At 34.5% G+C, this 13,137-nt stretch carries 13 protein-coding genes and 1 tRNA gene; 11 read left to right on the forward strand and 3 right to left on the reverse strand.

Translation table 11 applies throughout. The annotated features are described in order from the left end of the window. Nucleotides 1-194: 194 nt before the first annotated feature. A complete protein-coding gene (locus ACPLOV_RS06810) occupies nucleotides 195-437 on the forward strand; it encodes a hypothetical protein (RefSeq protein ID WP_424909425.1) in 243 nt (80 codons plus the stop codon). A 98-nt stretch (nucleotides 438-535) separates the two neighbouring features. On the opposite strand, the gene ACPLOV_RS06815 is transcribed toward ACPLOV_RS06810, so the two are convergent. Next, nucleotides 536-769 (reverse strand): FmdB family zinc ribbon protein, encoded by a 234-nt coding sequence (locus ACPLOV_RS06815; protein WP_424910872.1) that lies wholly within the window; start codon nucleotides 767-769, stop codon nucleotides 536-538. A 159-nt stretch (nucleotides 770-928) separates the two neighbouring features. Here ACPLOV_RS06815 and scfB point away from each other — a divergent pair, with 159 nt between their 5' ends. The 3 genes from scfB to ACPLOV_RS06830 all read left to right on the forward strand — a co-directional run bounded on the left by scfB (nucleotide 929) and on the right by ACPLOV_RS06830 (nucleotide 4,141). After that, nucleotides 929-2,299: a thioether cross-link-forming SCIFF peptide maturase gene (gene scfB / locus ACPLOV_RS06820; protein WP_424909427.1), complete on the forward strand. Its 1,371-nt coding sequence runs from the start codon at nucleotides 929-931 to the stop codon at nucleotides 2,297-2,299. A 178-nt stretch (nucleotides 2,300-2,477) separates the two neighbouring features. Beyond that, nucleotides 2,478-2,657, forward strand: a complete 180-nt coding sequence (locus tag ACPLOV_RS06825) for an aspartyl-phosphate phosphatase Spo0E family protein (RefSeq protein ID WP_424909428.1) — start codon at nucleotides 2,478-2,480, stop codon at nucleotides 2,655-2,657. 98 nt (nucleotides 2,658-2,755) lie between these two features. Next, a complete protein-coding gene (locus ACPLOV_RS06830) occupies nucleotides 2,756-4,141 on the forward strand; it encodes an aspartate aminotransferase family protein (RefSeq protein WP_424909429.1) in 1,386 nt (461 codons plus the stop codon). 38 nt (nucleotides 4,142-4,179) lie between these two features. Here the strand turns inward: ACPLOV_RS06830 and ACPLOV_RS06835 are convergent, their stop codons facing one another. Beyond that, the gene (locus tag ACPLOV_RS06835) at nucleotides 4,180-4,824 is read right to left on the reverse strand and encodes a hypothetical protein (protein ID WP_424910873.1); all 645 of its coding nucleotides are present in this window, start codon (nucleotides 4,822-4,824) and stop codon (nucleotides 4,180-4,182) included. Between the two features lie 40 nt (nucleotides 4,825-4,864). Then, nucleotides 4,865-4,941, reverse strand: a tRNA-Pro gene (locus tag ACPLOV_RS06840). Nucleotides 4,942-5,139: 198 nt separating this feature from the next. Here ACPLOV_RS06840 and yfmF point away from each other — a divergent pair. From yfmF to ACPLOV_RS06875, 7 genes are all read left to right on the forward strand, one after another. Beyond that, nucleotides 5,140-6,408 (forward strand): EF-P 5-aminopentanol modification-associated protein YfmF, encoded by a 1,269-nt coding sequence (gene yfmF / locus ACPLOV_RS06845; RefSeq protein WP_424910874.1) that lies wholly within the window; start codon nucleotides 5,140-5,142, stop codon nucleotides 6,406-6,408. A 25-nt stretch (nucleotides 6,409-6,433) separates the two neighbouring features. Further along, nucleotides 6,434-7,702 (forward strand): EF-P 5-aminopentanol modification-associated protein YfmH, encoded by a 1,269-nt coding sequence (gene yfmH / locus ACPLOV_RS06850; protein WP_424909432.1) that lies wholly within the window; start codon nucleotides 6,434-6,436, stop codon nucleotides 7,700-7,702. 134 nt (nucleotides 7,703-7,836) lie between these two features. Further along, nucleotides 7,837-8,268: a division/cell wall cluster transcriptional repressor MraZ gene (gene mraZ, locus ACPLOV_RS06855; protein ID WP_424909433.1), complete on the forward strand. Its 432-nt coding sequence runs from the start codon at nucleotides 7,837-7,839 to the stop codon at nucleotides 8,266-8,268. A gap of 12 nt (nucleotides 8,269-8,280) precedes the next feature. Beyond that, complete coding sequence (rsmH, locus tag ACPLOV_RS06860) at nucleotides 8,281-9,192, forward strand: 16S rRNA (cytosine(1402)-N(4))-methyltransferase RsmH (RefSeq protein ID WP_424910875.1); 912 nt, start codon at nucleotides 8,281-8,283, stop codon at nucleotides 9,190-9,192. 16 nt (nucleotides 9,193-9,208) lie between these two features. Continuing rightward, nucleotides 9,209-9,571, forward strand: coding sequence for a cell division protein FtsL (gene ftsL, locus ACPLOV_RS06865; RefSeq protein WP_424909435.1), 363 nt, complete (start codon nucleotides 9,209-9,211; stop codon nucleotides 9,569-9,571). A gap of 17 nt (nucleotides 9,572-9,588) precedes the next feature. Next, a complete protein-coding gene (locus ACPLOV_RS06870; RefSeq protein ID WP_424910876.1) occupies nucleotides 9,589-11,655 on the forward strand; it encodes a stage V sporulation protein D in 2,067 nt (688 codons plus the stop codon). A gap of 21 nt (nucleotides 11,656-11,676) precedes the next feature. Further along, nucleotides 11,677-13,137, forward strand: a complete 1,461-nt coding sequence (locus tag ACPLOV_RS06875) for a UDP-N-acetylmuramoyl-L-alanyl-D-glutamate--2,6-diaminopimelate ligase (RefSeq protein WP_424910877.1) — start codon at nucleotides 11,677-11,679, stop codon at nucleotides 13,135-13,137.

Raw genomic sequence — 13,137 nt, forward strand, 5'->3', positions numbered from 1 at the left:
CTGTTAACCGGAGGGTCGCAGGTTCGAATCCTGCTCGGGGAGCCAATTTTTTTTTTATGCAATAAAAAAGCTATTGGAGATTTTCCAATAGCTTTTTTTATCTTTTATAGGATGTTTTACAGGACATGCACATAAAAATATTTAATGCAAAGGTTATATTATAAAAAATTAAAAATGATAAAGGAGAAAATAATATGACAGAATCAGTAAAAAATGTAGTTGTTGAAGAAGTAAGCAAGCAAATAATTGAAAATGCTACAACCATCCCTTGTTCTGAAGGTATGCTTGGCAAAATAGCAGTTACTGGGTTCATCGATGTAGAAAAATTAATCAAAGTATGCGGATATAAAACAAAATTCTACTTTTTGGAAAAGAAACTGCCATTTTCTTATGTGCTTCTAAATTTGGATCCTGTTCGGGAAAGAGATGAACAATAATACGTTTAAAGTAATCTATAAAAAAATTAGCTTTATAGTGTAAACATAGGATAACGAATAATCAGGTGGGATGCTGAATCAAAAATCAGCAGCCTTTATTACTTATTGTTTTCATTAGTCGAATTGCTATTGTCAAAAGATTTTGTTTCATTTTTATGCACATAATCTGTTATATGAAAACCCGATCCCTTAAAAACCAGGCCGACATTTCGGCTTATTATTCTTTTTACAGGTCCACCGCATTTTGGACAGGAAGACAGAGGAGATTCTTTTATATTTTGCTCGTATTCAAAGTCACCGCAAACTGCACATCTATAATCGTACATTGGCATGGTCGTTGCACCTCCTGAAAAATATAGATTTTTAATTATCAATAAAATTTATACTCTGTTTTTAATTAATAGTCAAGTTGTTTTAATTCAGAAGCTATTATGATAAAATGTATTAATGTATTGGATAAATTATAAATATAATACGAAAGGGTGTAGGTTTTGAAGGGGCAAATTCATGCCTTTAAAATATTTGATAAAAATCTTGTTCTGGATGTGGGAAGCGGTTCAATATTTGAGGTGGATAATATTGCATATGAGGTGTTAAAGCTATTTGAAGAAGGCTGTAATGAAGAAGAAATTACTAAAAGATTGGCAGGAGTAATTGATTTAAAAGAAATTGAGGAGGCCCTGGAGGAGATTAACCAACTAATCAAAGAAGGTATTATCCTCAGTGAAACAAATGCTGAATCCATTTTAAATAAGATAAAAAATGAAAATAGGGTGAAAGCATTGTGTTTAAATATAGCCCATGATTGTAATCTTTTTTGCAGATACTGTTTTGCTTCGAAAGGAGATTATAATTTAAAAAGGAACATAATGTCAAAAGAAGTGGGTGAAAAGGCTATTGATTTCCTTTTAAAAAATTCAGGGGATTTAAAGAATCTTGAAATTGATTTTTTTGGTGGAGAGCCGTTGATTGCTTACGATACGGTAAAACATATTATAGAGTATGCACGTTTTAAAGAAAAAAATTACGGGAAGAAAATAAAGTTTACCATTACGACCAATGCATTGCTTTTGGATGATGAAAAAATAAAATTCCTCAACGAAAATATGGACAACATAGTAATGAGCTTGGATGGTAGAAAAGAAGTAAACGACAGGATGAGGGTGAGAATTGATGGTAAAGGGAGTTACGATGATATTCTCCCAAATATAATAAAATTAACGGAATTGAGAAAGAAGGATAATAAATCCTATTATATAAGGGGAACATTTACAAGGTACAACCTTGATTTTGCTGAGGATGTAAAACATCTATCCGATTTAGGATTTTCAGAAATATCCATAGAACCGGTTCTCGCAGAAAAAGAGGATTACGAAATAAGGGAGGAAGATCTAAATATAATATACGATCAATATGAAAAAATAGTGGAAGAATTTTTAAATAGAAAGAACAGCAATAAGAAATTCAGGTTTTACCATTTCAATATAAACCTTTATAAAGGACCCTGTATATATAAAAGGATTATTGCCTGTGGTGCGGGAAGGGAATATTTTGCCGTATCACCGGAGGGAGATATTTATCCTTGCCACCAATTTGTAGGATTGGAAGAATTTAAAATGGGAAATGTATCCCGGGGAGACCTGGATGAAAATATAAGGGATAAATTCAAAAATACACATATTTTCTCAAAAGAAGATTGTATAAATTGCTGGGCGAAATTTTTCTGCAGCGGAGGTTGCAGTGCATATAATTATAAGAAAAATAAAGATTTGAATATACCTGATAAAATATTTTGCAGGATGCAGAAAAAAAGGATTGAATGCGCTCTTTATTTAAATTTTTTAAATCAGCAGGATGCATGACAAATTTTTTATTGAAGTAAAAAAATACAAAAAATGATATAATTTGTAAAAAATTAATGAAAAATGAAGCCATCAGGCAATATATATTAAAATATTAAAAAAATGATAGTTTGCTAATTGAATACTAAATTGTTAGAATAACTTTGTTATTATAAAAAATAAAGGGGAAAAATTAACAATGCATTTTAAAAATTCTCTTGAGAAAAAAATCTTTGAATTAAAAAGGGAGTTGTATGAAAAATTAAACGAAAAACCTTTTCTGGAAACTGACATTTACCTTCTAAGCCAAAAACTTGACCTTTTGATACTGGCGTACCAAAAAAGATATTTAGCAAAGAATAAAATAATTTTTGAGTAGTGCACAAAAGACGCTGCATCAAAGCAGCGTTTTTTACTTTACTTTTAATATAAATTTTATTAATATTCAATTATAGAAAAATATAAGGGGTGTTTTACATGGAACTTTATGACATTAATGATGTCGAGAAATTTGATAGACAGGAAGTGAAGAAACTTTATTCGGATTACGTAAATCCCGGACTTGCTTCTATGATAGGATTATTGAACTTTGACAGGGTTTATGTCCGGGCAAAAGGTGCATACGTATGGGATAAAGAAGGCGAGAAATACATAGATTTTCTGGGTGCTTATGGAGCAATAAATTTAGGCCATAATCCTGATGAAGTCATAGATGCTTTAAAAGAGGTTTTTGAAAGACCAAATTTATTACAAGCGACAATTAATCCTTTTGCGGCTGCTCTGGGTGCCAATCTTTCAAAAATAGCTCCCCAGGGTCTAAAGCATTCTTTTTTCTGCAATAGCGGAGCCGAGGCGGTAGAAGGGGCATTAAAGACTGCAAGAGCAGCTACCGGGAGAAAGAAAATTATTTCCTGTGAAGGTTCTTTCCATGGAAAGACTTTTGGAGCTTTATCAGCGACGGGCAGGACCAAATATCAGGGGCCTTTTATGCCATTGGTTCCCGAATTTGAAAGAGTGCCTTATGGGGATATAAAGGCATTAGAAGAAAAATTAAAAAATCGCGATGTAGCGGGATTTATAGTTGAACCAATTCAGGGAGAGGGTGGAGTTATAGTACCTCCTTCTGGATATTTGAAAAGGGCAAGGGAACTTTGCACTGAATACGGAACACTGCTTATTATGGATGAGATTCAAACAGGATTTGGAAGAACGGGAAAAATGTTTGCGTGCCAGCATGAAGGAATTACCCCGGATATTATGTGTGTGGCAAAATCATTGGGAGGAGGAGTAATGCCCATCGGAGCATTTATAACCAGGGATGAGGTATGGGAAAGGGCTTATGGAGGATTCGATAAAAGTTTGCTGCACACATCAACATTTGGGGGAAATACTTTTGCCTGTGCCGCTGCCATAGCATCGATTAATGCTATTGTAAAGAAAAACCTTTCAGAAAGAGCCGAAAAGTTAGGGAATTATTTCCTCGAAGGACTGAAATCCTTAAAAGACCGGTATTCTATAATTAAGGAAGTTAGAGGGAAGGGGTTATTAATAGGTATTGAGTTCGAACAGCCAAAGAGCGGAATTTTGAATACTATCACAGGTGGTGCCGTAAATAAATTTTACGGAGAATTTACAGGGGCTATTGTAGCAGGTGAACTATTGAATAAGCATAAGATTATAACAGCTTATACTTTAAATAATCCCAATGTAATAAGACTTGAGCCTCCGCTTATTATAGAAAAGGAGGATATTGATTACGCTCTTAACGCCTTGGAAGATATATTATCCAAAAATAGCGGCTTTTTAAATATAACTGTAAACGCTGCAAAAACAGTGTTTGGCTCTATTTTTTCAAAAAAGTAATATAAAAAATTAAGGCTGGTACATTACCAGCCTTAATTTTAAGGGCAATTTTTGTGAAGGAAAACGGTATTTTCTCTATTTGTAAAAAACCTCAGAATTTTTACCGGCGAGTTTTTTAAGATTTTTTTTCCGCATTTTAAGCATATAAAATTATTATCAGCCGGCAATATCCCGTAGCTAATATTAATATCAACTGCACCGTATTTTTTCCAGCTTTTCCAACCGGTCTTACAAAGTTTTATTCTATTTTCATAATCGGCAAAAACCCATTTTAAAAGCTTATGGAAGTGAAAGGGGTATTTGGTATAAATTATATAATCCTTTGGAAGACCCAGGGATACGATATGATTTGAAAAAGCATTTTCTACTTCAGTTTGCAATTTGCCCTCAATTTTTATACTTTTAAAATTATATCCATTCATAGACAGATATTCTCTAACCTTATCAAATATATATCCTCTGCACACTAAGATTTCTTCTTTTTTGTTTACACCGTAAGAATGAAAAAACTTTTTGACAATGTTTACAGCAAATTTTTGGTATTCTTTTTCTTTGAAATTAATATCGTTGAAAAATTCCACGGGAATTAAGTCATAATAAAAAAAATCCTTTTCTTTATGGTAAAATCCAATGCATACACCGCCTATTAAGCTTCCGCTTCCGGCATCATCAATGTATATCATAACGACAGCTCCAGGTTTAAGTTTGAATAATAAAAAAAAATGGTCGGGGCGGCGGGACTTGAACCCACGACCTTTCGGACCCGAACCGAACGCGCTACCAAACTGCGCTACGCCCCGACGCTCTTAATTATACTATAAACCCATGGGAATTTCAATAGTAACACATTAATTAAAAATTGGCCTCTTGAATATATTTTGAACAAAAATTTTTTGTTTATATATTTATTTTTCTTTCACATATACTAAAAAAAGGTTATTATAAAAATATGTTCCAGATTATGCTAAACCAACTCATTTTACGGGGAGGTATTGATTTTGGAAAGATTTATAAAAAAAAGATTGGATAATGGTTTAAATGTTTATTTATATCCGACAAAAAAATTTAAAACCTTAACTTTTTCCTTTTTTATTCATCGAAATCTGGAAAAAGAGAATGCTACTAAAAATGCTTTATTGCCCTTTGTCTTAAAGAGGGGAACAAAAAGTTTACCCACTGCGAGAAAATTATCGAGGTATTTAGAATCTCTTTACGGAGCGGACTTGGGAGCCGATGTGGTAAAAAAGGGTGAAAGGCATATAATACAAATACTTTTGGATGTGGTCAATCCGGATTATTTAGGGCAGAATGGAGACTTTTTAGATAAATGCCTTGAAATTTTCAGAGAGATGATACTGGAACCCTATTTAGAAGAGGGTAGTTTTAAAAAAGAATACGTGGAACAAGAAAAAGATGTTTTAAAAAGGATCATAGAGTCCTTGTTTAATGATAAATATAACTATGCTATAGAACGGTGTTTGCAGGAAATGTGCAAGGATGAGCCATATTCTATATATAAGTATGGTAGCATTGATGATTTAGCTGGTATCAATGAAAAAAATTTGTATGAGTATTATCTGGAAATTATTAAAACTTCCCCTATGGACGTCTTCGTGGTAGGGGATTTTAATGTGGAAACAATATGTGAAAAACTAAATAACTTATTTAAATTCCAGCACAGTGAAATACCGTTGAAACCGGTATCGGTAAAAAAAGAAATCCTTGAAGAAAGATTTGTGGAAGAAAAGCAGGATGTAAATCAGGGTAAACTTTCTATTGGTCTTAGAACCAATGTAAAATACGGTGATGAGGATTTTTACGCATTATTAGTTTTAAATAGTATCCTTGGAGGAGGTCCTTATTCTAAACTTTTTCAAAATGTGCGGGAAAAAGCAAGCTTAGCTTATTATGCCTTTTCAAGGTTGGAAAAATCCAAAGGCATAATGCTGATTAGCAGCGGAATAGATTTTGAAAATCTTGATAAAGCTATTGATATTATTAAAATTCAGTTGGAAGATATAAAAAAAGGAAACATTACCAATTACGAGTACGAAAGTTCTTTAAAGGATTTAATTAATTCTCTTAAGCAGGCCAAGGATAGCGCTCCATCTATAATATCGTTATTTTTAGATGGTGTAATAAACAAAATAGAGGAAAATATTGACGATTATATTGAAAAGATAAGAAGGGTGACAATAGATGATGTGGTAAGGGTTGCACAAAATATTAAGCTCGATACAATTTATTTTTTAAATAAAAAGGACTAAATCAATGTACGGGAAGGTGAATTTAATGAAGCTTTTAGATGGCATGGTAAAAAAGGTTCTGGGAAATGGGCTAAAAGTTTTTATACTCCCCATGAAAAATTACAACAAGACCATTGCGGTGTATTCTACAAAATATGGTTCGATAGATAGTGAATTTATACTTCCGGGATCTGAGGAAAAAATAAAAGTGCCCGAGGGAATTGCTCATTTTTTGGAGCACAAAATGTTTGATATGGAATACGGAAATGCGTTCGATAAATTTTCAGAATTAGGTGCGGAAAGCAATGCCTTTACCAGTTATAACAATACAACTTATTATTTTTCTACCACATCAAACTTTTACGAATCTTTAAAAGTCCTGCTGGATTTCGTAGAAACACCCTATTTTACTGAGGAGAGCGTAGAAAAGGAGAAGGGCATAATTACTCAAGAACTCAAAATGTACGAAGATGATCCCGATTGGCAGGTATATTTAAACCTCTTAAAGTCTCTTTATCATGCATTTCCTGTTAGGATTGATATAGGTGGTACTGTAGAGTCCATTCAAAGAATAAATACGGAATTACTCTATAAATGCTACAATACCTTTTATCATCCAAGTAATATGGTATTATTCATAATTGGACCCGTTGAAGCAAAAGAGGTTTTAGAATTTGTAGAAAATCACGAAGAAAAACGAAACCTGGAATCTCAAAAAGAAATTAAAAGGATATATCCTGAAGAACCCAAAACTGTCTTTCAAAAAGAAATAAAAATACGCCACTCGGTAACACAGCCATTATTGCTCCTGGGTTTCAAAGATATTGATACGGGCTATGATGGAGAGAAATTATTAAAAAAAGATATTATAATGGGCATACTGCTTGAAATTATGTTCGGCAAGAGCTCTGAAACCTATGAGCGACTTTATGAAGCTGGATTAATTGATGATAGATTTGGTTTTTCCTTTGAGGCTTATAAAGATTACGGTTTTTGTACAATAGGTGGAAATACCAGGGATCCAGAAAAATTGGCAAAAGAAATTATAAAAAATATAAATAATTTTAAAACTAAGGGAATAAGCAGGGAAGATTTTAAAATTATTAAGAGGAAATTTAAGGGAGATTTTATTCAAAGTTTGAATTCCCTGGATTTTATAGCAAATTCCTTCATTTCCTATTACCATAGAGGAATTGATATGTTTGATTTTCCCTTAGCTTTAGAAGAGCTAAGCTTTGATGAAGTGGTAAATTATATTGAAAGCTTTTTTGATGAGGATAGAATGTCAATTTCAATGGTTCTTCCCAAAGGCTAAACTGACTAAAATAGATGGGCAAAAACCCATCTATTTTTTTTTAATCTTTGAAGGATTTTTACAACCTTTCGTAGAATAGATAAAGTGGTGAAAAGTGGTAGAAAGTGGGATAAAAATAAGGGGAAGTGCAGAGAATGTTTATCGGGCAATATTTACATTCCCTTGATTCTAAAGGCAGGGTAATAATGCCTTCGAAATTTAGAGAAGGTTTGGGAGAAAATTTTATTTTAACAAAAGGTTTAGACAGATGTCTTTTTGCCTATCCTATGAATGAGTGGAAGGTAATTGAAGAAAAACTCAAGGCACTTCCTCTGGCGAAAAAGGAAGCAAGGGCTTTTTTACGCTTATTCTTTTCCGGAGCGGTAGAGGCGGAAGTGGATAAACAGGGAAGAATTTTAATTCCTCCGATTTTAAGAGAATATGCAAGAATTGAAAAAGATGTGGTAATAATAGGTGTTTCTAACCGAGTAGAAATATGGAGCAAAGAAGAATGGGATGTTTACAGCAAAGGTCAGGAAGAGTCTTATGAGGAAATAGCCGAAAACTTAGTGGAACTTGGAATATAAAGGGTGAAGGATATGCAATATTACCATAAACCAATAATGGTAAAAGAGGTTCTGAATTATTTAAATGTAAAAGAAGAAGGAATATACGTGGATGCAACACTGGGTGGAGCGGGACATTTTCAAGAAATTTTGAAAAAGGTGGGAGAAAAAGGTCTTGTCATAGGAATAGACAGGGACATAGAATCAATTGAAAACGCAAAAGAAAAATTTAAAGAAAATAAAAACGTAGTATTTGTCCATGATAATTTTAAAAATTTAAAAAGTATATTAAAGGATCTTAACATATCTTCAATTGACGGAATCTTATACGACCTTGGTGTATCTTCCTATCAATTGGATAAAGAAGAGAGAGGTTTTTCCTATCAAAAAGATGCGCCTCTTGATATGAGAATGGATACAAGGCAAAAGCTGACGGCAAGGGATGTGGTCAACACTTTTGATAAAGAAGAACTAAAAAGGATTATTTGTGAATACGGAGAGGAAAGATTCGCAGGACGTATAGCAAATTTCATTGTAGAAAGGCGAAAAAATAAACCCATAGAAACCACCCTTGAACTCGTTGAGGTCATTAAAGATGCAATACCTGCTAAAGCAAGAAGAAGAGGACCGCATCCTGCAAAGAGGACTTTTCAAGCCTTGAGGATATTTGTAAATGAGGAACTGGTAGGTTTAGAACAGGCTTTTAAAGACGCTATTTCATTATTAAAGGATAAAGGAAGAATAGTAGTTATTTCTTTCCATTCCTTGGAGGATAGGATTGTAAAAAGGCTTTTTAATGAATTTAAAAGAGAAAACGGTTTAACGTATAAATTGCGTATTCTTACTTCAAAGCCAGTATTACCGGAGGAAGAAGAAATTATAGAAAATCCAAGGGCACGTAGTGCCAAGTTAAGGGCTGCAGAGAAGTTTGATGTTCTAAAATAAAAAGGGAGTGAATAAAGTGATATTAGCAAAAAAAGATTCTCCTTATTTTATTTCGGAGTATTATCCTAATGAGGAATCTAAAAAGATTGCTTCTAAGAACCAGAAAAAGGTAAAAAAAGGACGGGTAATATTGACCGTCATTGCATTAACCTTAGCATCACTTTTTCTTCTTTTTAGAGCTGCAGCCATTGCCGAAGCTACCTATAAGATTGAAAAAATGAAAACTGAGCTATCTCAAATAAAAAATGATAACGAAAAGTTGAAGATAAAAATAGCCGATTTAAAATCCATGTCGCGCATTGAACAAATAGCAAAAAATGAGCTTAAAATGCAGGAACCATCTTCGAGTCAGGTGATATATATTGGAGGTTCTAAATAGCAACAGGGGGTTTACCCATGGCTAAGAATCTTTTAAAAATTAAAAGGAGATTAGCATTTCTCCTTTTATTTTGTTTATTATTAAGTTGTGTTATGATAATAAGGGTTTTTTGGATTCAATTCGTAAGGGGAGATGAATTAAGAGCAAGAGCAGAGGAACAATGGACCAAGGATACACCTGTGGAACCGGTGAGAGGGACAATTTTTGATAGGAACATGAATCCCCTTGCAATTTCGGCAAAGGTAAATTCCGTTATGGCAAGTCCACCGGATATAAAGGATGTGGAATCTACAGCAGAAGCGCTATCAGAAATTCTAAATATAGACAAAGAGAGTTTAATTAACACTATAAATGACGCAAAAGCGAAAAAGAAAGGTGCTATATATATAAAAAGAAAAATAACCGATGAAGAAGCTCAAAAAATCAGGCAGTTAAATTTGAAAGGCATATACTTTACAGAGGAGAGCAAAAGATTTTATCCCGAGAGGAACTTAGCTTCTCATATTCTTGGTTTTACCGGTATTGATAGTCAGGGATTGGATGGAGTTGAACTTGTTTACGATAAATTTTTAAAAGGGATTCCGGGAAGAATTATAAAAGAAACGGATGCACTGAGCCGTGAACTGCCCTTTGGAGATGAAAGGTATATACCACCCAAAGAAGGTTTAAATCTGGTACTCACAATAGATAAAGTTATTCAATACATCGCTGAAAGGGAACTGGAAAAGGCAATTGCTGAAAATAAGGCAAAACGAGGCACAATAATTGTTATGGACCCAAAAACAGGAGAAATTTTAGCACTGGCAAATAAACCTGATTACGATCCTAATGATTACAGGAATTATCCCCAGGAAGCAAGGAGGAATTTTGCGGTTTCGGATACTTATGAGCCGGGATCTACTTTTAAGATTGTTACTGCCTCGGCAGGACTGGAAGAGGGTGTGGTAAGACCTAATGATCGTTTTTATGACCCGGGATATATCACCGTTGCCGGGGTTAAAATCAGATGCTGGCGGGCAGGCGGACATGGCAGCCAGAGTTTCATTCAGGTAGTTCAAAATTCCTGCAATCCTGGCTTTATAGAAGTGGGAATGAGGTTGGGAAAGGAAAGGTTTTTAAAATACATAAAAGCTTTTGGTTTTGGGGAAACCACCGGAATAGATTTACCGGGGGAGGCAAAGGGAATTTTAGACCCAAATAAAATTGGGCCTGTAGAGCTTGCCACCATTTCTTTTGGTCAGGGTATTTCCACTACTCCCATTCAGCTGCTAACTGCTGTTAGCGCGGTTGCAAACGATGGGCGCTTAATGGAACCTCATGTAGCAAAAGCTTTACTGGATAAAGATAATAATAAAGTAATGGAGTTTAAGCCGAGGATGGTAAGGCAGGTAATATCAAAGGAAACGGCAAAGGAAATGCAAAGGATTTTAGAAAGTGTGGTAACTAACGGTACGGGCGGAAGAGCCAAAATAGAAGGTATTAAAGTAGCGGGTAAAACGGGCACTGCTGAGAAATATGCCGATGGCAAATATATTGCATCCTTTGTAGGATTTGCACCTGCGGACGATGCTAAACTTGCAGCTATTGTAATAATAGATGAACCTTCAACAGGAATTTATTACGGAGGACAGATCGCGGCACCCGTTTTCCAGAAAGTAATGTCCGATTCTTTAAAGTATTTAGGAGTAAAACCTGAAATCACTTCTGAAGAAGATAACCGGGTAGAGGTGCCCGATATAAGGAATATTTACGTAGAAGATGCGAAAAAAATTCTGAAGGAGAAAGGACTGGATGTAATCACGGAGGGGAATGGTTTAATAGTAGGCGAGCAAACTCCATTACCCGGTATAAAAATAAACAAGGGTTCTAAGGTTGTTTTGAAGCTGACGGAATCAAAAACCGATAAAAATCCCATTGTGGTTCCGGATCTTACCGGGAAAAATATTAAAGAAGTTACAAATGTGGCAAACGTTTTAGGACTTAAGGTCGAAGTTATCGGCACCGGGTATGCGAAAAGACAAATACCGGAGCCGGGAGAGGAAGTAGAACAGGGTACGGTATTAAAGGTGTTTTTTGAACCTTAACTTGGGAGGGAAATGTTATTAATGATAAAGGGTTATGAACTGATTAAAATTTTAAAAGAAGTGAAAAAGGTTTCAGGCAATACAAATGTAACAATTGAAGATATACAGTATGATTCAAGAAAAATTAAGAAAAATAGCCTTTTTGTAGCGATTACGGGTTTTAAAGATGATGGTCATAAATATATAAACGATGCTATCAAAAAAGGTGCATGCGCAATAATATCGGAAAGGGAAGTTGAAATAAAGCAAGATGAAGTTCTATATGTGGTTGTTGAAAATTCAAGAAAAGCTCTTTCTACCGTATCCGACTATTTTTATGAAAGCCCATCAAAAAATATGAAGATTGTAGGTGTTACCGGAACTAATGGAAAAACAACTACCACATACCTTATTAAAGAAATTTTCGAAAATGCGGGACTAAAAGCAGGAGTTATAGGTACTCTGGGTATTTTTGTCAACGGTGTACTTTTTCCTTCCGAAAGAACAACTCCCGAATCCTTAGAACTCCATAAGACCTTTTATGAAATGCGGAAAAATGGGATAGAATATGTAAGTATGGAAGTATCCTCCCATTCTTTAAAACTTTCAAGGGTTGATGATATATCCTTCGAGGTGGGGGTATTTACAAATCTAACTCAGGACCATTTAGATTTCCATCCGGACTTTGAGGATTACTATATTTCCAAGAGAAAACTTTTTTCCCTTTCTAAAAAAGCTGTTATCAACGCAGACGATTTTCATGGAAATAGGTTAATGGAAGAAATAAAAATACCGTATATTTCTTATGCCATTGAAAATGACGCTGATGTTAAAGCTGTAAACGTAATAATTTCTGAAGATGGAGTAAGTTATGATTTAATCCATAAGGGGGAAAAAATTAATATTAACTATCAGGTTCCGGGGAAATTTAGCGTATATAATTCCCTGGCGGCAATTTCAGCAGCTTTGCTTTTGGGCATAGACTTAAAGACTTCGGCGAAAGCAATATCCAAGGTAAAAGGAGTACCGGGAAGGTTTGAACCTATTAAAGAAGGACAAAATTTCAGTGTTATTGTGGATTACGCACATACCCCTGATGGCCTTGAAAATGTCTTAAATACCATAAAAAGTTTTACAAAAGGCCGCATTATTACCGTTTTCGGGGCCGGAGGCGATCGAGACAAAACCAAAAGACCTAAAATGGGGAAAATTGTGTCGGAACTTTCGGATTACTTTATTATTACTTCGGATAACCCCAGGAGTGAGGATCCTGTTAAAATAATTGAGGATATAGAAAAAGGAGTAAATCCCGCAAAAAGCTATGAAAAAATAGTTGATAGAAGAGAAGCGATAAAAAAAGCGATTGAAATTGCTCATAAAGACGATGTGATTTTGATAGCGGGGAAGGGGCACGAAAATTACCAGATTATAAAAGATAGGATTATTCCTTTTGATGACAGGGAAGTAGCCAGGGAATTTTTAAAGGCGAAAGGAGAAAAATAG

Origin of the sequence: Thermovenabulum sp. (genome assembly GCF_049723235.1) — a bacterium.
Taxonomy (GTDB): Bacteria; Bacillota; Thermosediminibacteria; order Thermosediminibacterales; family Thermosediminibacteraceae; genus Thermovenabulum.

Coding starts and splice junctions, on each gene's coding strand:
- ACPLOV_RS06810 (WP_424909425.1), top strand. CDS start 195: ATGACAGAATCAGTAAAAAATGTAGTTGTTGAAGAAGTAAGCAAGCAA.
- ACPLOV_RS06815 (WP_424910872.1), bottom strand. CDS start 769: ATGCCAATGTACGATTATAGATGTGCAGTTTGCGGTGACTTTGAATAC.
- ACPLOV_RS06825 (WP_424909428.1), top strand. CDS start 2,478: ATGCATTTTAAAAATTCTCTTGAGAAAAAAATCTTTGAATTAAAAAGG.
- ACPLOV_RS06830 (WP_424909429.1), top strand. CDS start 2,756: ATGGAACTTTATGACATTAATGATGTCGAGAAATTTGATAGACAGGAA.
- ACPLOV_RS06835 (WP_424910873.1), bottom strand. CDS start 4,824: ATGATATACATTGATGATGCCGGAAGCGGAAGCTTAATAGGCGGTGTA.
- yfmH (WP_424909432.1), top strand. CDS start 6,434: ATGAAGCTTTTAGATGGCATGGTAAAAAAGGTTCTGGGAAATGGGCTA.
- mraZ (WP_424909433.1), top strand. CDS start 7,837: ATGTTTATCGGGCAATATTTACATTCCCTTGATTCTAAAGGCAGGGTA.
- rsmH (WP_424910875.1), top strand. CDS start 8,281: ATGCAATATTACCATAAACCAATAATGGTAAAAGAGGTTCTGAATTAT.
- ACPLOV_RS06870 (WP_424910876.1), top strand. CDS start 9,589: ATGGCTAAGAATCTTTTAAAAATTAAAAGGAGATTAGCATTTCTCCTT.
- ACPLOV_RS06875 (WP_424910877.1), top strand. CDS start 11,677: ATGATAAAGGGTTATGAACTGATTAAAATTTTAAAAGAAGTGAAAAAG.